The organism is Pelatocladus sp. BLCC-F211 (genome assembly GCF_041928655.1).
In the GTDB taxonomy this organism is placed as follows: domain Bacteria; phylum Cyanobacteriota; class Cyanobacteriia; order Cyanobacteriales; family Nostocaceae; genus Pelatocladus.
Map to the genome: position 1 here is coordinate 15,584 of NZ_JBHFLM010000116.1, position 23,753 is coordinate 39,336.

17 protein-coding genes are annotated in these 23,753 nt (G+C 39.7%); 10 read left to right on the forward strand and 7 right to left on the reverse strand.

Features of this window, described 5'->3' with window-relative positions; all coding sequences use genetic code 11:
- Positions 1 to 7 precede the first annotated feature (7 nt).
- From ACE1AT_RS14235 to ACE1AT_RS14245, 3 genes are all read right to left on the reverse strand, one after another.
- Positions 8 to 1,768, reverse strand: a complete 1,761-nt coding sequence (locus ACE1AT_RS14235; RefSeq protein WP_374869343.1) for a protein kinase — start codon at positions 1,766 to 1,768, stop codon at positions 8 to 10.
- Between the two features lie 925 nt (positions 1,769 to 2,693).
- Positions 2,694 to 4,892, reverse strand: coding sequence for a glycoside hydrolase family 65 protein (locus ACE1AT_RS14240; RefSeq protein ID WP_374869345.1), 2,199 nt, complete (start codon positions 4,890 to 4,892; stop codon positions 2,694 to 2,696).
- Between the two features lie 540 nt (positions 4,893 to 5,432).
- Positions 5,433 to 6,119 (reverse strand): lipase family alpha/beta hydrolase, encoded by a 687-nt coding sequence (locus tag ACE1AT_RS14245; protein ID WP_374869347.1) that lies wholly within the window; start codon positions 6,117 to 6,119, stop codon positions 5,433 to 5,435.
- Positions 6,120 to 6,708: 589 nt separating this feature from the next.
- Here ACE1AT_RS14245 and ACE1AT_RS14250 point away from each other — a divergent pair.
- Entirely contained in the window at positions 6,709 to 7,308 is a 600-nt protein-coding gene (locus ACE1AT_RS14250; RefSeq protein ID WP_374869349.1) for a hypothetical protein, read from the forward strand.
- A gap of 128 nt (positions 7,309 to 7,436) precedes the next feature.
- Here ACE1AT_RS14250 and ACE1AT_RS14255 read toward each other — a convergent pair whose 3' ends face one another.
- Positions 7,437 to 8,168, reverse strand: coding sequence for a 16S rRNA (uracil(1498)-N(3))-methyltransferase (locus tag ACE1AT_RS14255; protein WP_374869351.1), 732 nt, complete (start codon positions 8,166 to 8,168; stop codon positions 7,437 to 7,439).
- A gap of 64 nt (positions 8,169 to 8,232) precedes the next feature.
- Between ACE1AT_RS14255 and dacB the strand changes: the two genes are divergently transcribed.
- Together dacB and ACE1AT_RS14265 are read left to right on the forward strand one after the other, a co-directional pair.
- Entirely contained in the window at positions 8,233 to 9,705 is a 1,473-nt protein-coding gene (gene dacB, locus ACE1AT_RS14260) for a D-alanyl-D-alanine carboxypeptidase/D-alanyl-D-alanine-endopeptidase (protein ID WP_374869353.1), read from the forward strand.
- 381 nt (positions 9,706 to 10,086) lie between these two features.
- The gene (locus ACE1AT_RS14265) at positions 10,087 to 10,575 is read left to right on the forward strand and encodes a thiol-disulfide oxidoreductase DCC family protein (protein WP_374869355.1); all 489 of its coding nucleotides are present in this window, start codon (positions 10,087 to 10,089) and stop codon (positions 10,573 to 10,575) included.
- A 308-nt stretch (positions 10,576 to 10,883) separates the two neighbouring features.
- On the opposite strand, the gene ACE1AT_RS14270 is transcribed toward ACE1AT_RS14265, so the two are convergent.
- Complete coding sequence (locus ACE1AT_RS14270; protein WP_374869357.1) at positions 10,884 to 12,008, reverse strand: site-2 protease family protein; 1,125 nt, start codon at positions 12,006 to 12,008, stop codon at positions 10,884 to 10,886.
- Between the two features lie 84 nt (positions 12,009 to 12,092).
- Entirely contained in the window at positions 12,093 to 12,260 is a 168-nt protein-coding gene (locus tag ACE1AT_RS14275) for a hypothetical protein (RefSeq protein ID WP_374869359.1), read from the reverse strand.
- 364 nt (positions 12,261 to 12,624) lie between these two features.
- On the opposite strand from ACE1AT_RS14275, the gene ACE1AT_RS14280 reads away from it, so the two are divergent.
- Positions 12,625 to 12,825, forward strand: a complete 201-nt coding sequence (locus ACE1AT_RS14280; protein WP_374869361.1) for a hypothetical protein — start codon at positions 12,625 to 12,627, stop codon at positions 12,823 to 12,825.
- A 286-nt stretch (positions 12,826 to 13,111) separates the two neighbouring features.
- Here ACE1AT_RS14280 and ACE1AT_RS14285 read toward each other — a convergent pair whose 3' ends face one another.
- Entirely contained in the window at positions 13,112 to 14,461 is a 1,350-nt protein-coding gene (locus ACE1AT_RS14285; protein ID WP_374869362.1) for a glutamate-cysteine ligase family protein, read from the reverse strand.
- A gap of 593 nt (positions 14,462 to 15,054) precedes the next feature.
- Here ACE1AT_RS14285 and ACE1AT_RS14290 point away from each other — a divergent pair.
- From ACE1AT_RS14290 to ACE1AT_RS14315, 6 genes are all read left to right on the forward strand, one after another.
- Positions 15,055 to 16,941, forward strand: coding sequence for a protein kinase (locus ACE1AT_RS14290; RefSeq protein WP_374869364.1), 1,887 nt, complete (start codon positions 15,055 to 15,057; stop codon positions 16,939 to 16,941).
- A gap of 132 nt (positions 16,942 to 17,073) precedes the next feature.
- A complete protein-coding gene (locus ACE1AT_RS14295; protein ID WP_374869366.1) occupies positions 17,074 to 17,691 on the forward strand; it encodes a hypothetical protein in 618 nt (205 codons plus the stop codon).
- Positions 17,692 to 17,813: 122 nt separating this feature from the next.
- Positions 17,814 to 18,308: a pentapeptide repeat-containing protein gene (locus tag ACE1AT_RS14300; protein WP_374869368.1), complete on the forward strand. Its 495-nt coding sequence runs from the start codon at positions 17,814 to 17,816 to the stop codon at positions 18,306 to 18,308.
- Between the two features lie 363 nt (positions 18,309 to 18,671).
- Positions 18,672 to 20,306: a serine/threonine protein kinase gene (locus ACE1AT_RS14305; RefSeq protein WP_374869370.1), complete on the forward strand. Its 1,635-nt coding sequence runs from the start codon at positions 18,672 to 18,674 to the stop codon at positions 20,304 to 20,306.
- A 566-nt stretch (positions 20,307 to 20,872) separates the two neighbouring features.
- Positions 20,873 to 22,732, forward strand: coding sequence for an NAD(P)H-quinone oxidoreductase subunit F (locus ACE1AT_RS14310; RefSeq protein ID WP_374869372.1), 1,860 nt, complete (start codon positions 20,873 to 20,875; stop codon positions 22,730 to 22,732).
- Positions 22,733 to 22,773: 41 nt separating this feature from the next.
- Complete coding sequence (locus ACE1AT_RS14315; protein WP_374869374.1) at positions 22,774 to 23,472, forward strand: carbonic anhydrase; 699 nt, start codon at positions 22,774 to 22,776, stop codon at positions 23,470 to 23,472.
- Positions 23,473 to 23,753 lie beyond the last annotated feature (281 nt).

Genomic DNA, 23,753 nt, shown 5'->3' on the forward strand with positions numbered 1-23,753 from the left:
TTTGTAACTACCAAGTACGATAATTACGTGCTGTTTTTTCACAAGGCTGAATTTCATCCCCAAATACCCAACCTTTTGTACCATCAGCAAGTTGGACTTTGACAAAATCTCCCCTTGCTTGGAGAAATAAAACTTTTTCACCAAGATTGAGTTGTTTCAATGCACCAATTTCTGTTTGTGGTTCGGGACGTAAATTTGCCAATAATTTGCCGCCAGAGGGAGATACAAGACGACACATTTTTGGTTCTTGTGAGATGAAATTTTGTTGGGAATTACCTCTACTTAAGTTGACAGTATTCAATACTATTACACCTGCGATCGCACTCATGAAAACTGCCGTACCTGTCTTAAATGGTGGTCGTTGTACTTTTTTGGGTACTAGTGAAATACTACTAGCATAAGGCTGAGAGACGGGTTTGACAACTTCTTCAGATTTTTTGAATTGAGATACCCTGATTGTTTTGAGTACAGGTTGTGGTGATGCTAATGTAATTGCAAAACGTTTAGCATATTCTATTGGTGTGTAACCCTCACCATACTCTTTACAGGTAATCTCTTTTACCCGAAAATCCTGTTTTCCCAGACGTATATGACTACCAATATCAAGAGATATTTCTCCAGCTAAAAGTAACTGTCCATCAACAATTGGAGGGTTTTTTTGACGCAAATTCCGTAGATAAAATTTCTGCTTTTCGGTATGAAAAAATATTTCTGCGTGTAGTCCAGATATGGTCGGGTCTGGTAAAACAATATCGCACTCTTGAGGATTGCGACCGATGCGAATTTTTCCTATATTTTTACTGGCTTGATTTTCTAAAATAGTGCGATATTTAATTTGCCCGTCTTCTATCCACTCTATTGTTAATTGATGTAGTTTGGTACTATTACTTTCTGCTTTAGTTTCAGGTTTAGTCTCTGCTTCTGTTGTTTCTGTTTCAGTAAAATTCGCTAATAATTCTCGCAGTGCTTGCAACGCCTCAGTAGCGCTTTGGTAGCGGTCTTTAAAATGATAGCGTGTCATCTTGGTGAGGACATCAGCAAATTCTGGAGTCACAGAGGCGAATTCTTGCCAAAGTATTTCTCCTGTATCCGGATCATCTTGGAGTGTGTGCGGATGTACTCCTGTTAATGCTTGAATACCCATCATTCCCAAAGCATAAATATCACTGCTGGGACGGGGTACACGCCGGATTTGTTCAGATGGCATATAACCACGAGTACCAACGATCATTGTCATGTTTTGCTTACCTGATCCAATCATCGTTTGGTTTCGCAATTGTTTAATTGCCCCAAAATCAATTAAAACTAATTGATGATCACAAGCACGCCTAATAAGATTGTCTGGTTTAATGTCGCGATGAATTACTCCTTGACCATGGACAAATTCTAAAATACTCAATACTTCGATGAGCATTTTAATAGTTTGTTTTTGGCTCCATTTTTGTCCAACAAAATATTCTTTACTGAGAGTATGACCATCAATAAACTCTTGAACTAGGTAAAATTGTTGGTCTTGTTCAAAGTATGCTAAAAGTCTTGGTATTTGGTCATGATTACCTAACTGTTGCAGGGTTTCGGCTTCTTTGAGAAATAGCCTTCTGGCAAGTTCTAAAGATTCTGAGTCCGTACTAGTAGTTTTAAGATGTTTGAGGACACACTTAGGTTTTCCAGGGAGGTGTATGTCTTCAACAATATAAGTTTGACCAAAGCCCCCCTCACCTAATACTTTAAGGACTTGATAATGTCCTGCGAGTAACTGACCAATCATATTGTAAAGATGATGAAAATTTTAATCTAAATTTGCTTCATGGTTTAATTCTTTAAGTTGTTTCCTCCCCCTATTTTTTAAAATGTATGTCCCATTAAGATTGAAAATTGCCAAGCCAGATGCGAGCGAATAGTCTTATTTTTTGTATTTTTCAGACATTTATGTCTCATACTTAGACATAAATCAAAAGCCTGGTCAATTAATGAATAACAAATCTATGGACTTTATGTTGCCAGTTTGGCAACTATCATAAGAACGCTTTTTTTATTTAAATTTAATATTTGTTTTTTGCAGTTTTAGTAGATTTTGGGATACTTTTATTTCATCATTTCTGCTGTTTTTGCTACGGAAATTGGGCATGGCAAATTTTTATTTTCAATACAGCAAAAAAACGATAGCTAGTGTTAAAATTACTAGCGTTTCGGTAAAAGTTTTTGGCGAAAGATTTGTTGGAAATAAAAATATTATAGAGGTTTCCTAACAAAACGGAGTAAAAAACTTGTTAAATATAAAAATCCGATTTGGTTTATGAACTTAATAGTTGAGCGAGGAAATAGGGAACTTTTAACAGGGAACATAAACTGTATTGAAATTATGTAAGCGCAGAGCGCAGGCTACACCAACAAAAATCAAATAGAATCCTATATTTGGTGTGATTAGCGATCGCTTAAAATTAGGTTATCAAGATAACACAGCTTAGTCTTAGACAGCCTCTATCAAGCAGTAGAAATAATTAAGTTACAATGACTACATTGTCGCAGCACTAGTTCGTATAACATAATAAAAAAAGCAGTGTCCCTCTAAACTTCAGACACTGCCAAAATGAAAAAACCATAATTCAAGATTGGGCATGGGGCATGAATCAGTTAACAGTTTAATTTGATAACTGATAACTGATAACTGATAAGTCCCCATTCCCTAAAAATTAAAGATCAAACTCATAGGTTTGATTACGCCACTTCAGCTTAAACTGCAAACGTGTCCAATTAGCTGGAAGATTAGGACAAGCGATCGGACCAAATTCAGTCATCCGTACGCCAGCAAACCCAAAGATGACTGCTTGCCATACTCCCCCTGCACTAGCTGCGTGAATACCTTCATGGGCGTTACGCCGCACGTCTGCTAAGTCTACCATTGCTGCTCGTGTAAAGTGAGTGTAGGCTTCTGCACTTTGATTGAGGTCGCAAGCCAAAATAGCATGAATTGCTGGACCAAGAGAAGAACCGTAAGTATGATCGGTGCGGGGGCTATAGTAGTCCCAGTTGGTTTGTAATGTTTGTTGATCAAAGCGATCGCGCAGCAGATACATAAGCATTAATACATCTGGCTGCTTGAGAATCTGCTTTTGGCTAGTCGCTTCTACACCCAACAATCCTTGCATAGATGTAGTACGTGGTTCGTAGTCAGCCAAGTTGACATACTCTAAGTTGTAGAAGCCTTCAAATTGTTCGATCAAGCCAGTTTCCAAATCCTGGTTAACGTAGATATGTTTGGCAATCTTTGCCCAAAGTTGTCTTTGTTCTGGCTGTAAGTCAAGTTTTTCTGCCAGTTGTGCTGCTGTGTCGGGATCAGATGTCAGCAGCCAATCCCACAGTTTCAAGGCTGTTTGCAAGTGCCACTGTACTAATAAATTAGTGAAAGCATTATTATCGATGCGATCGTGATTCTCATCTGGGCCTATGACATCACGAAGATCGTAACTGTGGCGTTCTTGATTCCACTCTACCCGGCTTTCCCAGAAAACTGCTGTATCTAAAATCATTTCTGCGCCATAGTCGCGCATCCATGCATCATCACCTGTAGTTTGCCAGTATTGCCAAGCACCGTAAGCGACATCGGTATTGATATGCACTTCAATATCACCGCACCAGATCCGGACTTGTTCACCATTGGCAGTTGGAACCCAACGCGGGGTGACTTCATCGCCTGTGCTAGCACTTTCCCAAGCATAAAAAGCTCCTTTGTATCCCATTTCTTGGGCTTTGCGTCGCGCTCCACGTAAGGTATGGTAGCGGTAGGTGAGCAAGTTCCGCGCCAAGTCTGGTTGGGTGTGAATTAGCAAAGGGAGAATAAAGATTTCTGTATCCCAAAAGATATGTCCGCTATAAGCGAAGCCAGAAAGGGTTTTGGGAGGAATACTAACTCTGTCGTCATGACGAGGGGCGACGGCGAGTAACTGAAACAGATTGTAACGAACACTCAACTGAGCTAGGCGATCGCCTTCAATGATCACATCACTATCTTGCCACACTTGATCCCAAGCAGTAATGTGAGCTGCTAGCAAAGTTGAATAGCTGGGTGCAGCAACTAGCCGAATGATTGCAGCTTCCGCCGGAGTTGCTATTTCCCGTGAGGTATAGATGGTGATAATTTTTTCGAGGGTGACGGTTTTATCTGGTACAACTGCTAATTTAGTTACAAGCGTGGGGTTATGCTGATCAAGCTGATGCACATTCACCGTGGCAGTTTCTTCACCTTCTACCACAAGTTTTGCTGCCATCCCTAGTTCAATAGCGGAATGTAAAGTCTGACTGTGTAGCCAGATCATATTATCTAGACCGCCTTGTTTCAAGGTTTGCCAGTGTTTGACACCTTGGGTGTGGGGTTCCGGGTGAAATCCAACTTCTACCTCAATTTCACCTTCAAAATCTACAGATGTAATCTGACATCTGATTGCTAAAAAGTGTTGACTTGCTAGACTCGCAAACCTTTCAAAATGAAATTCTAAGGTATGTCCCGCCGGACTGCGCCAGCGTACATCCCGACTGACTATACCCAAACGCAAATCAAGACGACGTTCGTAGCTGAGAATTTCACCCCAATCCATGCGGAATCTTTCTCCAGCCACTTTAATAGTTAAAGGTAGCCAGTTAGGACAGTTTATCAACTCTGTGGAGGCGATCGCCACGTCATCATACAACCCATGAATCAAGGTTGCGGGACAATCTTGGGGATATCCTTCCTCAAATGTACCCCGCGTTCCTAAATATCCGTTGCTGAGGGTGAAGACTGTTTCTTGATGATGTCGCTGAGTGGTGTTAAACTCTGTCTCAACAACATTCCAATCGCTAGATTCAATTAGTCGCTGATTTAGTTGGGAATTTTCAATGGTCAAGTCTAGCATGACAAATAAAGCCTATATTTAGAGTTTTGCGTTGCTTGGAATGCAATAAAATAGTGAAAATATTGGGGGTTAAACAATTTTGGATTTTGGATTACTCTCCCTTGAAGCCGCGGCGTGTAGCGACTTCACAGAAGTAGCCGCTCCGCGTCTACGCGTCTATGGATTTTGGATTGACCTCAACCTCAAATCCAAAGTTGGTACGCTCAAATCAGTTCTTCAGTTTTCCCCAAAGTCTAGACTATTCTAAAAACTAAACTCCAGAAAATGACGTGCAACTGAAAAATCGCGTTCCCCTTTTCATCTCCCCATAGAGAGATTTTCGTACTTTTTTACTCCAAAAAAAATTAATCAGAAAAAAATAATACTAATTTATACATTCAGCAAATAAGTACAAGTAAGTATATATTTATTAATCAAATTCTGTAACTACTTTTTCGGACTCAAATCAGGGAAAATCTTTGTTTATCTATTGATATCTCTTTGAGAGATCGCAATATTTATCTATCAAGTTGATATTTAACCAATTAAAATATTTACTCACTACAAGTAAAGTTTTTTATTTTCCTGATTTGCTGGCGATATGGTATGCAGATCAACTGATTGTAACTGCTGTGTAGCGATCGCTGGCACTGGTTGTGTTAATGCTTCTGCTACTGCTGACAAACTTCTGACATCGGTGAGCATCCACGCATGGCTCATCACTGGCACAATCACCTCTCGACCCACTGGCATTTGTGAACTATTGCTTGGGATAATCATCAAATCATAGGGCGTCCAAATTGAGGTAAAATTGATCTGTGAAAGCATATCAGCGTCTTGATTCAAATCTTGTAACAAAGCACTATCGGGACGCATCTGTACACAGCCTAGACCTGGGTTACAGTAGGCAACCCAAGTGCCATGATGTGGTGAGGAAATGGTAACAAACCTCTGTACTCTCTTTATTCCCCCTAGTCGTTGGACATAATAACGACTCACAATTCCACCCATGCTAAAGCCTACTAGGTCTATTGATTGCTCTGGTGCAAAGGTAGCATTAACAAAGTCAGCAACTTGCTGTGCTAAACAATCAAGACTACCATGGCCAGTATTAGGAAGCAAATCTAGGTCATATACATTCCAACCCCTTTGTCTGAGATCAGAAATCATTTTGTCAAACACTCGACCTGTGTCAAAAATGCCATGCACCAATACAACGGGATTTCGTCTGTGAGTTAATTTTTCCATTGGCAAAATCAGGGCTATACAATTTTGGATTTTAGATTTTAGATTTTAGATTTTGGATTTTGGATTAGGAAACTCTTTAAATTGGTGTTACATAGAATCTAGAAAAAATCTAACTGAGCATGATTACTATCCCCATGCTAGCTATGACACTCTCTCGACTGGTTTAAGGAACTTCTAAATAAAAGGAGGATATGAGGGACATGGGAAGGGGGACATGAGCAAGTTGAATTTAAGACCTGACATTTACGTATAATGAAAGTGCAAGTTAAGTTTTATTAAACTTGCTTTCAGAATGTTGCTCTCATATCCACAAAAATTTAATAATTGAAATTGAGTATCAACTATTCCAAACACTTGAGATAAAAAGTTTATAGAGTTCGCTAGAGTACCGTTCCTTGTTCTTGAGCATTTGTAAAAACAAAAGAAAACGGTGCTGCACTTGGTTTTTAAGCTTTAAGAAGAGCTTAATCAAATTATTGATTACAAAGAATGAGGTAAAGCTAGCCACAACTCTAAGAAATGTAATAATTTTCTCTAATTTTTAATAAAAGTACTCAAATTTCAGGTATAAAAGACAGGAGTAATTGTAATGTTCGGTTTTATCAAAAATTTAATTAGTGGAATTATGAAATTCATCACTGGGCTTTTTCCTGGCAAGAAAAAAGGTAATGGTTTTTATCTGGAATTGAAGGAAGAAGCTGAAAATACACCACCAGTCGCAGCGGCTAAAGCTGCTGCTGACAAAGTTGCTACTGCTGCTAAGAGTGCAGTCGGTAAAGTTACTGAGTTGACTGAGACTGAAGCAGATAAAGCCGTTGCTGAAACTAATGGTGCTAAATCACCAGCACCAGTTGCAGCTGCTCTGGAAACATCCAACGGAGCATCTAACGGAGCAAAAGAAGTTAAGAAACCTTCTCGTAAAACCTCAGTTAAGTCAGCGAAAAAAGCTAAAGCAGAAGCTCAACCTGAGCCTGCTAAGGTTGAGCTAGTACAAACCGCTGAGGGTCTGACAGTCGAGCCAAAAGAAGACAAAGCACCCGCACTTAAAGCACAGCCCGCAGAAACAACCTTCGCACCCAAGTACTTGATACCTACCAATACAAATGGTCGTCGTCGTCCCGGAGCGAATATGAATTCCTTTTTAGAGATGGCGCGTCAGGTAAAAACCCCTCCTAGCAAATCAAAATAAGTAGGTTGTCATTGGTCATTGGTCATTGGTCATTGGTCATTGGTCATCTGGTGAAAAAAAATGTAGAGACGTGAAATTTCACGTCTCTACAAGTATTTTGGGTAACGCATAATTAATTTCACCTTGGTTTATAATTCACAAGCAGCCGCAACCAAAGATAAAGCTACAATTGGCGCAGTTACAGCCCTGAGAATACGCCTTCCTAAAGAAACAGGTTGGAAGCCAGCCTGAATTGCTATCTCAACTTCTGTGTCCGTCCATCCTCCTTCGGGACCAGTGGCAATTACAATTGTCTTTTGGGAACTCAAATCACTTCTCTCATCTTCTTGGTTTTGCAAGCAACTGAGCAAATGGGGATAATCACCACGCGCTTCGCAGATATATTTCTGGTTGGTGACAAAAGACAAACTACTAATAAAAGATACTGGCTCTAAAATTGTAGGTACTGTAGTACGCTCTGATTGTTCAGCAGCTTCTTTGGCGATTCGTCGCCAGCGTTCTAATTTTTGGGGACTAGGATTTAGCAAAGTGCGATCGCTTACAACTGGAGCAAAATAAGTTACGCCCAATTCAGTACAACACCGGATAACTTCATCAAATCCATTTCCTTTTGGCAAAGCAATGATCAGAGTTACAGCTACAGGTAACTCGGTTTTTACTGTCAGTTCTTGTAAAATATTTGCTTCAGTATCTGCTAGCTGTGCCAACCACCATTTACCCATCCCATCCATAGCGATAAAGCGATCGCCCGACTGAAGACGCAACACACGACAAAGATAATGTTGTTGTTCAGCAGTCAAAGTGATCTGTTGATTATGGAATTGAGCAGAGGCGATCGTGATTCGTTGTAGTTGTGCCATTGCGAAACAGACTTTTCCATCCAGTATAGTTTTTTAAGAAATCAAAATTGCTCAAATTCAAATAATGTCTAAAAAATCCTCTGGTGTTTTTCTACTGTTGTTTTTTGGTATCCACATCAGTATCAACCAGCAACTAGCAAAAGCACAAACACCAACGCCAACAGCACCAACAACTCCTCCTCAAACAATTTGTCCAGCTCAACTAAAAACCACTATCGATGCTGTCACCAACCGTCCCCTCTTCAGTCGAGTACGTTGGGGAATTTTAATTCAAAATCTTGGCTCAAACCAAATACTCTACAGTCAAGATGCCCAGAAATATTTTACCCCTGCTTCTAACACCAAGCTCCTAACCACCGCAGCCGCATTGCAACAGCTAGGTGAAAATTATCGCTTTCGCACATCTATATATAGAGGTAGCAATAATTTTTTGTATGTTGTGGGTAGAGGAGATCCGAGTCTCACTGACACCCAATTAACAATACTGGCAAAGCAGTTAAAACAAAAAGGTATTAACCAAATTCAGCAGTTAGTTGTAGATGATCGCTATATTCGCGGTGATCTTGTTCCTTCCAGTTGGCAATGGGAAGACATATACTCAGATTACGGCGCACCAGTCGGCAGTTTTATTCTGAATCAAAACACTTTTAACTTCAAGTTATTACCACAAACATTAGGTAAACCTGCACTCATCTCCTGGACGGATGCAAACGAAGCTAGACAGTGGCGGGTAATTAATCAATCTGTGACAACTGCACAAAATCAACCAATCTCCATTAACGTTACCCGCGAATTATCGGGAAATGTATTGCGAATACAAGGACAATTTGCAGCCAATTCTCAACCTTATTTAGTAACTTTGCCAGTAGTTGACCCCAATTATTACTTTTTACGCCGCTTTCGCAGTGCATTAGCAGCAGAGAAAATCACTTTGGGAAAAACATCTGTAGGAATTAATGCTAATAATCAACAGGAAGTAGCAGCTGTACAATCCCCACCTTTATCTCAATTGTTAATAGAGACCAATCAGAATAGTAATAATCTTTATGCTGAAGCATTATTAAGAGCATTAGCCAGCAAAAAACCCGTGCTTCCCAATCAAACCACAGCAGATGCAGCATTAGAAGTTTTGCAAACAACTTTAACTCAGATGGGAGTCAATTCTACTGCTTATGCGTTAGTAGATGGTTCCGGTTTATCTCGCAAAAACTTAATTAGTCCAGAAGCATTGGTACAAGCTTTGCAAGCAATGGCGAAGTCACCGCAAGCATCTGTTTTTCGTGCTTCTTTACCTGTAGCAGGTGTGAGTGGAACTTTAAAAAATCGCTTTCAGAATACACCAGCAGCAGGAATTGTCCAAGCGAAAACAGGAACTCTCACTGGTGCTATTTCCCTTTCTGGCTATATAAATCCACCAAAGTACGACCCTTTAGTTTTTAGTATTATCGTCAATCAAACTGAACAACCTGCCACCATTGTACGCAAAGCCATGGATGAAATAGTTGTGTCGTTAGCACAATTGCAACGCTGTCAATGAGACAAGTTAGTAGTAAGGACTTTAGTCCCTTGATAAAACATACTAAATACAAGTAAGGAAACTATAAGTAATTTCTGTGGATAAAAAATATCCCTCCCAAACCGATAGAAGGGATATAGTCCAGCCTTGCTTGTAACAGGCAAAACTAGGTCAAGGAATAAGTAAAATGTAATCAAGCAAAAAGTGAGGATGTCAAGTCAATAACATGATTTCATTATCCTTCATTAAGGTAATGGATCAAAATAAGAAAATTATTAAGATTTTCATATGTGGTGGAAGTGCGCTAGTTAATACAGCAAGGATTTTTTTTAACTTGAAATATTTTGCAATATATTCTTAATCTTTCTTAAAATATTTTCAGGTCTATGAATAAATTAAAGGATGACTATGCGATCGCCAAGCACTCAGCCTCACAAATCCCTTGACTCTGAGCCGTCATGGCAAATCAAGTTACTGTACGACGGTAAATGTCCGCTATGTTTACGAGAAGTCAACTTCTTGCAAAAACGGGATGCAGGTCGAGGTTTAGTAGCATTTGTGGATATTGCAGATGATGGTTACAACCCCGCAGCACATGGCGGTATTGATTTTGAAACGGCGATGGGAAGAATTCATGCTGTGCTTCCTGACGGTACTGTGATCAAAAATGTGGAGGTTTTTCGGCGAGTCTACGAAACTCTGGGGATGGGTTGGGTTTATGCTGCAACAAAATGGCCCGTTATCGGGCCGATAGTTGATAAATTATATGGAATTTGGGCTGATTGGCGGCTTGCTTTAACTGGAAGACCTAATTTAGCAACTATTATTGCTGAACGCAACCAACGGATTGAGTGCAAATCCGAGGAACGTTGTCATATGTCTCAAGGCTAGTTGTAGAGTGCATGTAAAAATATCAGTTTTGAATTTTCCGAAATTCACAGAACAGGTTTGGTAGTTATATACAGCGCTTAACGATCTATAACTAACTTTTTATAACTAATACCAATTTAATATGAAGACGCATACAAAGACCCCTCCCCTAACCCCTCCCCGCAAGCGGGGAGGGGTTAGGGGAGGGGTAAAATTCTATGCAGCTTCACGAAGAATTGGTATAACCTATGGGCAATATAGCCCGACTCTCTTCTCAACAAGAAACCCAGTCATCTGACTGGGTTTTTTGCTAAAGAAGAACCAGAAGATTATGCAGGGTTTGCTTGCATTCTATTTTGTAGCAAGTTGATGATTGCAGCTTTCTCTAAGATTCCGACTAGTACGCCATTTTCACGAATCACAGCTAGTGTAGATAATCTTTGTTGTTCTAGTCGCTGTATTACTTCTAGTAGAGGTTGGTCAGATTGTACGGTGCTAGACGCTTCGATTGGTTGCATGATTTCTCTGACTTGAGTTACTGACCACAATCCCACAGGAACTGATCGCAGATTATCAACATTGATTGTTCCTAGTAATTGTCCGTTGTCATCTGTAACTAAGAAGCGGCGCCAGTTTTGCCCTTTGAAGAATCGTTCATCGACAAATTCTCTGAGGGTAAGATGAGCAGATACAATTGGACTATCGAAAGTGACTGCATCTGCGGCTGTTAATCCTGTTAGTTGTTCTTGCACTCTAGCAAATTGAGCAGCATTACCAGCATTTTGCAGTAAGAAGAAACCGATTAACAAGTTCCAGAAGTTAGCAAAACTACCAAATAAGATTAGTGGTAGTAAACCAGAGGCGATCGCTACCCAACCAAAGATTTGTCCAACTCGGCTGGCAAAAACCACACCTTTGTAAGGATTTCCTGTTATTTTCCATACAATAGCTTTCAGTATATTACCCCCGTCCAAAGGCAAGCCAGGAATGAGGTTAAATAGCGCTAATGCTAAATTTACAGTGGCAACTACAGCCAGAATCGCAGCTAGTGGCCCAGATACCGCAGTCCCAAAACCAATAGCTGTAAAGATACCGAATAAAACTAAGCTAACTAGAGGACCAGCGATCGCTACCCAAAAAGCTTCAGCCGGAGTTTTCGATTCTTTTTCTAAGCTTGCTAACCCACCAAATATAAATAGTGTGATTGATTTGACATTAATTCCTTGACGAATGGCAACAAAGCTATGTCCCAGTTCATGAGCAACCACAGAGCTAAATAATAGTAGTGCTGTCATCAATCCTAGTAGCAAAGCTAACCCCCCGCCTAACTGGGGAAATTGTGCTGCTAGTCCACCGCTATAGCTCCAAGTTACTAAACCCAACACTAAAAACCAGGATGGATGGATGTAAAAGGGAATCCCAAAGAGGTTGCCAACGCGAATTGTGCTATTCATGCTGTTTACCTTTGATTTCAGCCACCAGAGGTTTTTATCCCTCTGTATGGTTTTATCGTAACGAAATATTAAGCAATTTTAATCTTAGTGACTGTAGTGGTGTCCGTCCTTGTTGGTGCGGTTTTGCGACTTTAGAGGAGGGAATGGGGACACGGGGGACAAGGGGGACAAGGGGGACAAGGGGGACAAGGGGGACACGGGGGACACGGGGGACATGGGGGACACGGGGGACATGGGGGACATGGGGGACATGGGGGATAAGGAGGATAAAGAAGAAAAGAGGTGTTTTATAAGTTATTGGGGACTGCTATGTGTCTAAATTTTTTACCTAGATATGGAATCGCCAGAACTAATACTATAAAGATTTTGTAGTATTTACTTTAGTAATTATTAAAAATAGAAAAGATTTGTATTCGTATTTTATAAATACACTATGCATTACTTCCATAAATTGGAATATGAGCTATTGGCTAAACAAAATTTAAAATTAATTAGGTATTAAAATTTAATTTTCATAAGATTTGTATTTGTTCCAGGCTACTACCTCTCTCAGTTCATATACTGGTTTTATTCACCATCGTTTGTATGTTGTGCATGTTGCACTAGGAGGCCCACAATGGTTCACACATACGAGGTATTTGTTGATATTAAGGAATATAGCGACCAGATAAGCACTAGTTTTCAACGCGGAACAGAACGTTACGAAATTGATGCAGAGTCAAGAGAAAAAGCGGATGGTATGGCATTTAAGCAGGCTAAGACTGACCATCCAAAAGGTACTGAATATGATGTGAGAGTAACCAGATTACTCAGATAAAACGAAATTTGAATCGAACGCATTATTCATCGGAAGCAGCGTAGTGATATATACGCTGCCATTAAAATAAAATCCTCTACATTCCGAAATTACAGGATATTTACCTTGTAGCTTCTAATAACACGAAATCCTCGCTGTTATTTAGTGTAAATCTCCTAATTCCAAAACTCTATACTCACCACACTGTTAACACGGTGTGGTTTTATTTATTTATCTAATCCGAACCGTATTACCTTGTCTCCGTTGTCTCTCTTTTCCAAGAGCGATCAGATTTTGAAGCCCCTAATTAACTGCAAGTAAAATTAGAAAGCGTCACCTCTGTATCCAGGGTTGCTAGGGGATGTTCACTATCTAGCCATGCAACTTGTGCTTCCAACTTGTCACAGCACTCACGCACAATTCGCAAACCTTCTTCTACAGAAAGTTGAGCGATTGCAGGGGTAAATTCTTGCAAAATCTCCGCTTCTATAGTTTGATAATTATCTAACTCGTTTCTCAGCTTTGTCAGGTATTTCGCACCTTCTCCACCATCTGCGATCGCAAACTGCAAAATCGAATCGACGTAAGCCTTTACCTGGGGATGCTTGACTCCCTCAGTAGCAGCCGCATAAAGTAGGTCGCCGTTAAGATACTCAAAATCTGGAACCAAAAGGCGATCGCTACTCCATTCAAAAATGTGTAAACCTTTTACTGGTCTGACTGTCAACTGCTCGCGTCTGACTCTGTGAGCAGCTTTTTCTAATAGGGAAATTACGGCTAAAATAACAGATGGGTAGTTACTATCTATACATCTTATTTCTACTGTTCCTAGTCTATTAAGCCGCACTGGGTTCCAGGCTGATCGAAGTAAGCTTCCTCCTGCTTCCCAAAATTTGTGACGCTCAACTCCTGCTTTGTCTATGGCTTCTAGCCAAGCGTAGTAGCGGTAAAATTGCTGTTCTACTAAGCTTTCAACACAATCAGCATAGGGCATTAATCCCCCCACTGGCTGTAAATGGGTGTAAACTCCTTCCCAGCCAAAGGTTTGACTTCCTCGGTAACGAATTGTATGGGAAGCTAGTCCAATCGCCACTCCTTCATAAAAAGGACAGGCGCGTACCAAGGATATCAACGCCGAGTCCAAAGCTGTAGCTAGGTTGTAAATATTTAACAGTTCCTCTCGCGCTGCGGCTGTAGAGTTGTAAGCTACGGCAACACGAGGATCAATTACACCAGGTGGTACTTCTAAATGTAGGTGTGTACCTGTACATTTGCCAGCGTGTAAGAATCTTTCATAACCAACAGTCCGGGCTTGGATGTGGTAGTTGGGCTTGTCTCGCATCACTGGCATAATGTGTAAAGGATAGCTAGACAGAGGATAAAGCCGCAAACCCATCTGTCGCCCGACTGCGATCGCCAATTTCAAATTGTTGAGATATTCTTTTGCTAATTCTGTGCCAGTGTAAGCTGGAGGTGTGTTAATCTCCACCATGCATTTGACGAATTCCGGGACAAAATACCCAGGATTGCAACCTTGAGCTTCTGCCATCAAATGACAACCTTGTAAAAATTCATCAGCGCGATCGCTGATCACGCCCTCTTCGTCTACTAAGAAAAACTCTTGCTCCAGACCAATGCGACGTTCTGTGACATTCATTTTGCAACCGCTTTAGCCTCCACGACTAAATAATACCATTTTGGGTATTGCGCTTTCAGCAAGGGATACCTTCGCTCGCAGCTTTTCAAAACGAAGATTAGATTTTGGATGCTACAATTGTCTGCCCGTTGGCGCAGCCTTCCCGCAGGGTAGGACTTGGTCATTTTTTATTTGGATGTCGCTAAAGTTATGAAAAAGCTCAAAATCATAGAGAATTTGTATAGTAAAAAAACTGATATATAGATGTTTGTTAATACGGTATAAATATTTTATTTGTAAAAAATAAAACTATATATTTTATTTTTAGCTAAAATCACTCTAAATCTCTGATTTTGTTTCTAATTAGCACAATAATGCTCATAAATGGGGATTTATTAAGACTGAAATTACAGGTTTTATCAAGTAGAAATACTTAAAGATCAGCTTTGCAGCAATATATATTAGTAACAAGAGCTTCAAATCTAGCCATTAAGAACATGCAATAAAATTTTTAAAGATCCTCTGAAATAAGTTTCTTAAAAAGACTTTTTTTGTAAAAATTAATAGAGTTATCGCCCAATAATGGGCATGTAAATTGCGTTTAGGTGAAGCTGATGCTCTTCGGCAAAGTTCTCCGGAATCGCTATAGAATCATTAATAAGCTGGGAAGCGGCGGATTTGGTGATACCTTTCTTGCCGAAGACATGGATTTACCTGGTAATCCTCAATGCGTTGTTAAGCATCTCAAAACTCGCAACCCTAATCCAGAAATCTTGGAGATTGCCAAAAGGCTATTCAACCAAGAAGCAGAGATTCTGTATCGATTAGGCAAGCGTCATGAGCAAATTCCAGAACTTTTAGCTCATTTTGAAGAAAATGAGGAATTTTATTTGGTACAGGAATTTGTAGATGGACACGATCTAACTACAGAGATTATTCCTGGTAAACAGCTCAGTGAAGCTCAAGTACTGAAACTCCTACAAGAAATACTAGAAGTTTTGGTGGTTGTCCATGAACATGGCGTGATTCATCGAGATATAAAATTGCAAAATATCATGCGTCGTCAAGACGGAAAAATCGTCTTGATTGATTTTGGCTCCGTCAAAGAAATTAAAAGTTTGGCAACCAATACTGAAGGTGAGGTAAACTCAACCATTGTCATCGGTACACCAGGCTACATTCCAAACGAACAAGCCAATGGTAAACCAAGACTGTGTAGCGATGTCTATGCAGTGGGAATGCTAGGAATTCAAGCTTTAACAGGGATACAACCACGTAAGCTAGCCACTGATCCTTTGGATGGAGAAGTGGTTTGGCGTAATTTGGTCAATATTAGCAATGAGTTGGCGAATGTTTTAACCAAAATGGTGCGTTGTAACTTCAAAGAGCGATATCAAACAGCAGCAGAAGCCTTGCAAGCACTCCAAGCACCATCGTCACCACCGTCAACAATACAGCAAATACCGCCAGCTAAAGTTAAAACTTCATCTAGCTCATCGTCTCCTAAACCCCAGACTCAAGGAATTAGAACTCTGGGGTTATTTAGTCTGATTGGGGTTGGGTTTAGTTTAGTGATTATTGGGGAGCGTTTTTTACCATTTTCTTTGCAGGAAAATCAACCAACCAAAACCACCAATCCACCAGTCGAAACGATCAAAAACAAGCCACAAGCTTTACCATCAACACCAGCGAATAAACGCAGCAAAAATTTCTTTACCACCTCGCCAACAATTTCACCATCGATGTTCACACCGCAGCGTGAATCTAATCAGCCTGCTCCCGCACCATCTCCATCCCCAAGCAAAAACAACACAAAATCATCTCCACCTGTTGTTAAGGAAGAAATTAAACTATTCACACCACCTCCAACAGAAAGCGAATCACAACTATTTCCGACTCCAACTAAGGAGGAAATTCAACCATTTACTCCTCCACCTCCAACCGAAAGTGAGTCCCAAACACCCCCCCCACCAACCCAGGAGGAGGAAATTCAACCCTCTACGCCTCCAACACCTGAAAGTGAATCACAGCCAACTCCAACTCCAACTCCAACTAAGGAAGAAATTCAACCATCTACGCCTCCAACACCCGAAAGTGAATCACAACCATCTCCATCTCCAATCGAGAGTAATCCACAACCTACTACACCCGTAACTGAAGAATCAAACCAACAAATGATGATTGTACCTGCTACACCCAGCACAGAAGAGCCAAATCAGCAGATGACAATTGTACCTACTACACCTGAAACAGAAGAGCCAAATCAGCAAAAGACGATTGTACCTACTACACCCGTAACTGAAGAGTCAAAGCAGGAAAAAATGATTGCACCTGCTACAGCTGTAACTGAAGAGCCAAATCAGCAGATGACAATTGTACCTACTGCACCTGAAACAGAAGAGCCAAATCAGGAAAAAATAATTGTACCTGCAACACCCGTAACTGAAGAGCCAAATCAGGAAAACATGATTGTACCTATTACACCTGTAGCAGGGGGGTAAGCTTACCCATGGTTGGAAACTGGTGGGCTTGAGTCGCAGAGCGACATGCTCCAGAACGAAGATTTTCAGTAGCCCTAAGAAACTAACAATCTATAGAATTTGAACGATTAGCCTGTTAATTGCTGTTTAACTATGAAACCAGATGAGATTGAAGCAGTATTGCAAACAGCCTTTAATCGCTGTGAAACAGCTAACTGCCCTCTCACTGACATGCAGAAACAGATTTTACTGCAAGTACTACAGCAAATTCCAGAAAACCCTGATCTAGAATTGTCAGATCAACCTAACCCATTAGATGAGTTAACACCACAAGAGTTACAAGCTTTTCTAAGGTATATTAAAGCACAAGAAAAACAAGACTTTTCATGGAAAGTACAGTTACTAAATGACTGGCTACGTGAAAATAACTCTGGAGAGGTACAATTTATCCGCGATCGCTACGGTTTACAGTGGCTTAACCGCATTCAGCCTTATCATTTTAATCAATATTCTTCTGAAGATATATTAAACCTGAAAGTGGGCGATCGCATTGAAGTCTGCAATGCACTATGGGAATGGGTACAAGACGATGGCCCTTGTCCACGGGAATGGTTTCCTTGCCTTGTCATTCAAGTTGATGAAATTCAAAATGGCAATGGATCTTGTATTAATTGCATTGTTCGCTTTAATAACGGTGCTGAGTATGAAATTCAGGGTATTTACGAGTGGAATCGTTATAATTGGCGCTGGCTAAAGGGTGGCGATTTCTAATCGAGAAGGCTTCGCCTACGCTACTAGTGAGAGACAAGATTTTGGCAGGTTTGCAAGTTATCTTCAACCCATAATGTTTAATAATGAATGGTGTAAATGTTGAGATTTATTAAGTTAACATTATGAAGTCTTGGCGAGTATTAGCTGCCTTCATCTTAGCTATGGTGCTGCTGTTGTTTCCCCTCTCAGCAGAAGCAGCAAAATTTTCTAGCAGCCGTTTTGCAGGCTATAAACCAATGAGTAACGCAGATTTTTCTGGTCAAACCTTAATTGGCGAGGAGTTTTCCAAGGTAAAGTTAGATCAGGCTAATTTTAGCAAAGCTGATTTACGTGGTGTTGTTTTTAATAGTGCATACTTAGAAAAAGCAAATTTGCATGGCGCTGATTTTACCAATGGCATTGCTTATCTAGTTGATTTCCGGGATGCTGATTTAAGTGATGCAATTTTTACAGACACAATGTTGCTCTATTCCACTTTTGATAATGTTGACATCACAGGTACTGATTTCACTAATGCAGTTTTAGATGGTCCTGAGTTGAAAAAGCTCTGTGCTAAAGCAAGTGGTGTAAATTCTAAAACGGGTGTGTCTACGAAAGAGTCTTTAGAATGTAAGTAATAGTTGTTAGTTGGTGGTTATTGATTGTTGGTTGTTGGAACAATCAACACCAACAACCACTCACAACTTTAATCTGAATCATTAATTCAGTGTATCCACTTATCTTATTACAAGAATTAGTTAACTGCTGCTGAGTTTCAGTGAAATTTCTCATACTTATCATGTCATAAATATGTTAAACCAGTCTTACTAGTATTTACATATTTGTGTGAGATGATTTTGTCTAATTTTTATAATTATTTATTTTGGGTTTCATATTAAATAAGCAAGTTTCAATAACTATAATTTTTTTTCTTATACAATAATGTAATAGCTTGATACATTATTTTTAATTTTATTAAAGCCTGGGAAAGCACTTATTTTATGTTGCAAAATCAAGTTAATCACAAGACCATAAAAAAAACAGAATTAGATGCTTATATTGGCAAGTTACTCAACAATCGTTATCTTGTCAGAGATTTAATTGGTAAAGGTGGGATGGGTAGAGTCTACCTAGCAGAAGATATTGCAAAAGGTGGTATACCAGTTGCAGTTAAGATTTTGTCAATGAATTTGGCTAATCAGCAATTGTCTCAACGTTTCGCCAAAGAAATTTTCATTGGTGCTCAACTAGGACGAAAAAGTAAACACATCGTTCGAGTATTTAGTTATGGTGTGACTGAAGACAAAATTCCCTATTATGTTATGGAGTATCTACAAGGGAAGAATCTCAAACAAATTCTCAAAAATGAGTCTTTCAAACTCTCAAACTTTTTAGAAATTTGTTATCAAATTTGTTTAGGTTTACAATGCGCTCATCAAGGTGTAAGTATTAAAGGGGAGATTTGTCCAGTCATTCACCGAGATATTAAACCAGAAAATATATTTATCATCGAAAATAATAAAGATGAGTGTGTCAAAATTTTAGATTTTGGGATTGCTAAATTTTTAACTGATCGTTCTGGTATGACACTGACTGAGTCTTTTATTGGCAGTTTACCTTATTGTTCTCCAGAGCATATGGAAGGACGCAAACTCTTAGATGTGCGTTCTGATATCTACAGCTTGGGAGTGTTAATGTTTGAAATGCTAACAGGTAAACATCCATTCCAAATCAAAAGTAATTCTTTCGGTGAATGGTATCAAGCTCATCGTTTTGAAATACCGCCTCTGTTTGAAGAGTTAGTACCTCAGATGAATATACCCAAGGAACTCAAAAAATTAGTCATGAGTTGCTTGGCGAAAGAAGTAAGCAATCGCCCCGCAAATGTTAACCAAATATTATTAAACTTAGAACAGTTACAGCGTAAATCTAATAATCTTGTTGTTGAGAACAAGAAAAATATTCAAACTCAGGAATTAGTTCAGTTAGTACCTGTAACTTCATTATCAGAAAAAATATGTTTACAGAAGACTTGGCCTAAAAATCAACCAATAGCTCCAATTTGTTTTCCACATTTACTACTCACACAACATGGAAATGTGCCTACTTTCTGGGCAATGTTATCTAAAAAAGAAATAAATCAAATTCTATACAAAAATAATTCTACAGAATTTGTTTTTCAAAAAAAATTATATCCAATGGTGTTATGGATCACAGTTTTATCTGATGCTCAAGTTCAATTGACAAGATGGTTATCTTGTTTTTTAGATTTAAAAGAGCCTCAAGGACAAAAAATAGTCCAAAGTTTAGCGAATACTGGCTACTATCATCTACTTTTTTTTGCGTTGGAAGATCCTAAAGTCTGCGTTAACGTTATCACTTTAACTCTCACCGCCAGCCAGTGTCAGCAACTAAGAGACTGGTTAGAGCATAGCCAAAATTTCAAGACTCTGATTTCGCCTAGAGAAAGCAAAACTATTCTGAAAACCGAATATGAAAAAATTAAACCACAAATTCTGCATAAGCTACTAAAAAAGCTCAAGCAAGAAAAATCTATTTTTAAATATTGGCTATTTAAGTTATTTGGTAAATATTTCAATTTATTTACAAAGAAAGGTAGAGAGCAGTCCCGATGAAAAAATTTCACCACCAAGCATGAAAATGGGCATTGGGGGATCGGGGATTGGGCATGAATCAGTTAACAGTTAACAGTTAACAGTTAACAGTTACCAGTTTAATTTGATCAGTGATCACTGAGAAGTTGTCCCCCTTGTCCTCCTCTTGGGATGTAAGGGTGCGATCGCTTTCGTAATTTTGACGCGTATAATTTAAATCAATCGTTACCATCGTATTTTTATTTTACTTTGAGACTTGACATTTTTTGCATGATCTACATTAGGTCTGCTAAAAGTACGCAAAGAAAATCACAGAGGAGAAACTTTGATTTGAAGGTAATATCTAGTATTATAGATTTAATCCAATCATAACTATTTGAAAAAAATATATAAGCATTTTTTACAGTAACTATCGTTGAATTGTCTAGGTAAATAATTCCATTTTGAGAGCGATTAAGGATAATCTGTTTTTAACAAGATTAAACAAATATAAATTTGTTTAAATTCCCATAGCGACGTTGTCTGGAAGCAACGGTTGTGTTTTTACAACCGCTATTTGGTTTTGCTGCAAATCTAGAGGTGAGTTAATGACTCAATTCCTGCTTGAGACGGTTTGGTTGATACCTTTATATGCCTTAACAGGTGGGCTTTTGGCTGTGCCTTGGTCGCCGGGAATAATCAGGCGTACAGGGCCAAGACCAGCAGGTTATGTCAATTTGATCATGACATTTTTAGCCTTTATTCACGCTACTTTGGCATTCCCTGCAACTTGGAACCAACCAGCTTATCAAGTATTTATACCTTGGTTGAATACTGCGGGTTTAAACCTGTCCATTGATTTAGAAATATCTTCGATCAGTATTGGCGCAATGATCGTAGTTTGTGGCTTAAATTTGCTAGCACAGATTTATGCTATTGGCTACATGGAAATGGACTGGGGTTGGGGACGTTTTTATTCTTTATTGGGATTATTTGAAGCGGGACTATGCGCTCTTGCTTTGTGCAACAACTTATTCTTTAGCTATGTAATTCTGGAAGTCCTGACTCTAGGAACCTACTTACTAGTTGGGTTGTGGTTTAGCCAACCTTTAGTAGTCACTGGTGCGAGAGATGCGTTCTTAACCAAGCGGGTCGGCGACTTATTCCTATTGATGGGAGTACTAGCAATCTGGCCTCTAACAGGAACTTGGAATTACACAGAATTAGCCGAGTGGTCAGCTAATGCTAATGTTGATCCAACATTAATTACACTAGTTGGTTTAGCACTCATTGCTGGGCCAATGGGTAAGTGCGCTCAATTTCCCTTGCATTTGTGGTTAGATGAGGCAATGGAAGGCCCTGTCCCCAGTACAATTTTGCGTAACTCGGTGGTGGTTGCTAGTGGTGCTTGGGTGCTAATTAAACTACAACCTGTTTTTAGTTTGTCGCCGATAGTTTCTATGGCGATGGTTGGTATCGGTGCAATCACAGCAATCGGTGCTTCCTTAATTGCGATCGCTCAAATTGATATTAAACGTTGTTTGTCTTATTCTGTCAGCGCCTACTTGGGTTTGGTATTTATCGCCGTTGGTACACAGCAAGATGAAGCCGCATTGTTGTTAGTACTTACCCACGCTTTGAGTGCAGCTTTGCTGGTGATGAGTACAGGGGCTGTGATCTGGAACAGTATTACTCAAAATGTCACTCAGTTGGGTGGACTATGGTCACGTCGTCCAATATCTGGATTAGCCTATGTAGTAGGTATTTTGGGGCTAATTGGTTTTCCTCCCTTGGGTAGCTTTTGGGCTTTGTTGAAATTAGCAGATGGACTGTGGACAACAAAACCTTGGCTGATTGGAATAGTCATAGCAGTTAATGCTTTGACAGCTTTTAGTTTAACCAGAGAATTCTGTCTGATTTTTGGTGGAAAACCCAAGCAAATGAGTGAGCGATCGCCCGAAGTTAGCTGGCAAATGGCGTTACCAATGATCATTTTGCTAGCCTTTACCTTACATCTTCCTTTAATATTGCAAAGTTTATCACTCTTACCGAGTTGGGCTGATCTAAATAAAGATGTTGCACTTCTTTTAATTTGGTCAAGTATTTTTGGTTGCAGTATTAGTGGTGCAATTTATCTAGGCAATGTACCAAAACCAATTCGCCTACCTTGGAAAGGTTTACAAGATTTAATCGCCTACGATTTTTACACTCCCAAACTCTATCGGATGAGCATTGTTTTGAGTGTTGATCTGATTTCTAAACTTGCCGACATTGTTGATCGTTTTGTCGTTGATGGTATTGTGAATTTGGTTGGTTTAGCTTCTATTGGTGGTGGCGAAAGTCTCAAATATAGTACCTCTGGACAAACCCAATTTTATGCCTTTACTGTCCTTTTAGGAGTAGGTGTTTTAGGAATATTCGTCACCTGGCCCTACTGGGGAAATCAGTTTTTAGATATGATGTTTTAGTCTCGCTTTGTTTTGTTAAATTTGGTGTTGGAGCATCTTAAATGAGCGGCATTGTTTCAAGAAGAAATTTACTGAAGTTAGGCGCAGGAGCAGCAGGTACAGGAGTATTAACAGCTGGAGTTGGTTCGGAATTATTTTCTCCACCAAAAGCAATTGCCCAAAATAATATATCTCCCGATCAAGCATTAAAACAACTCTTAGAAGGTAATGAACGGTTTGCTCAAAGAAAACGGCAAAACCCCCATCAAAGTTATACACGTCTAGTAGAAGTTGCCAAAGCTCAAAAACCATTTGCTTCGATTCTCGGTTGTGCAGATTCGCGTGTACCTTCAGAAATTATTTTTGATCAAGGATTTGGAGATTTATTTGTCTGTCGTGTAGCTGGCAATATTGCCACACCAGAAGAAATTGGCAGTTTAGAATTTGGCAGCTTAGTATTAGGTGCAAAAGTAATCATGATCGTGGGTCATGAAAGATGTGGTGCGGTAGATGCCACAATCAAAGGCGCTCAAGTTCCTGGTCAAATTGGTAGTTTATTGGCTGCTATTAAACCTGGTATAGAACAGTCAAAAAATCAGCCTGGAGACAAGTTAGAAAATGCTTGTAAAGCCAACGTTGTTGCTCAAGTAGAAAAACTGAAAAAATCGCCAGTTCTCGCGCAATTAATTCAAGAAAATAAACTCAAAATTGTCGGTGGATACTATGATTTAGATACTGGCAAAATCACTATGGTAAGTTAGCAAGTTTACTAGGTTTGTAGTGAGGACTTTAGTCCTCTATCAGCGCTGTGTTCGCTCAATAAAGGACTAAATTCCTGACTACAAACTCTGGATTGATCTCATAGAAAAGGAGCTTTTACCTCAATACGGTTCAGTTAAGGCTAAAAACTAAAACTAGCGTAGGTTGGGGAGCCAGTGCGTTGCGGGGGTCCCCCCCGTTATAGCACCTGGCGTTTGAGGAACGTAGACGCGCCCTGCGCGGCTTCTCGCAGAGTAACCCAACATTATCAAGGCTTTGTTGG

Coding starts and splice junctions, on each gene's coding strand:
- ACE1AT_RS14235 (WP_374869343.1), bottom strand. CDS start 1,768: ATGATTGGTCAGTTACTCGCAGGACATTATCAAGTCCTTAAAGTATTA.
- ACE1AT_RS14240 (WP_374869345.1), bottom strand. CDS start 4,892: ATGCTAGACTTGACCATTGAAAATTCCCAACTAAATCAGCGACTAATT.
- ACE1AT_RS14245 (WP_374869347.1), bottom strand. CDS start 6,119: ATGGAAAAATTAACTCACAGACGAAATCCCGTTGTATTGGTGCATGGC.
- ACE1AT_RS14250 (WP_374869349.1), top strand. CDS start 6,709: ATGTTCGGTTTTATCAAAAATTTAATTAGTGGAATTATGAAATTCATC.
- ACE1AT_RS14255 (WP_374869351.1), bottom strand. CDS start 8,168: ATGGCACAACTACAACGAATCACGATCGCCTCTGCTCAATTCCATAAT.
- dacB (WP_374869353.1), top strand. CDS start 8,233: ATGTCTAAAAAATCCTCTGGTGTTTTTCTACTGTTGTTTTTTGGTATC.
- ACE1AT_RS14265 (WP_374869355.1), top strand. CDS start 10,087: ATGACTATGCGATCGCCAAGCACTCAGCCTCACAAATCCCTTGACTCT.
- ACE1AT_RS14270 (WP_374869357.1), bottom strand. CDS start 12,008: ATGAATAGCACAATTCGCGTTGGCAACCTCTTTGGGATTCCCTTTTAC.
- ACE1AT_RS14275 (WP_374869359.1), bottom strand. CDS start 12,260: ATGTCCCCCATGTCCCCCATGTCCCCCGTGTCCCCCATGTCCCCCGTG.
- ACE1AT_RS14280 (WP_374869361.1), top strand. CDS start 12,625: ATGGTTCACACATACGAGGTATTTGTTGATATTAAGGAATATAGCGAC.
- ACE1AT_RS14285 (WP_374869362.1), bottom strand. CDS start 14,461: ATGAATGTCACAGAACGTCGCATTGGTCTGGAGCAAGAGTTTTTCTTA.
- ACE1AT_RS14290 (WP_374869364.1), top strand. CDS start 15,055: ATGCTCTTCGGCAAAGTTCTCCGGAATCGCTATAGAATCATTAATAAG.
- ACE1AT_RS14295 (WP_374869366.1), top strand. CDS start 17,074: ATGAAACCAGATGAGATTGAAGCAGTATTGCAAACAGCCTTTAATCGC.
- ACE1AT_RS14300 (WP_374869368.1), top strand. CDS start 17,814: ATGAAGTCTTGGCGAGTATTAGCTGCCTTCATCTTAGCTATGGTGCTG.
- ACE1AT_RS14305 (WP_374869370.1), top strand. CDS start 18,672: ATGTTGCAAAATCAAGTTAATCACAAGACCATAAAAAAAACAGAATTA.
- ACE1AT_RS14310 (WP_374869372.1), top strand. CDS start 20,873: ATGACTCAATTCCTGCTTGAGACGGTTTGGTTGATACCTTTATATGCC.
- ACE1AT_RS14315 (WP_374869374.1), top strand. CDS start 22,774: ATGAGCGGCATTGTTTCAAGAAGAAATTTACTGAAGTTAGGCGCAGGA.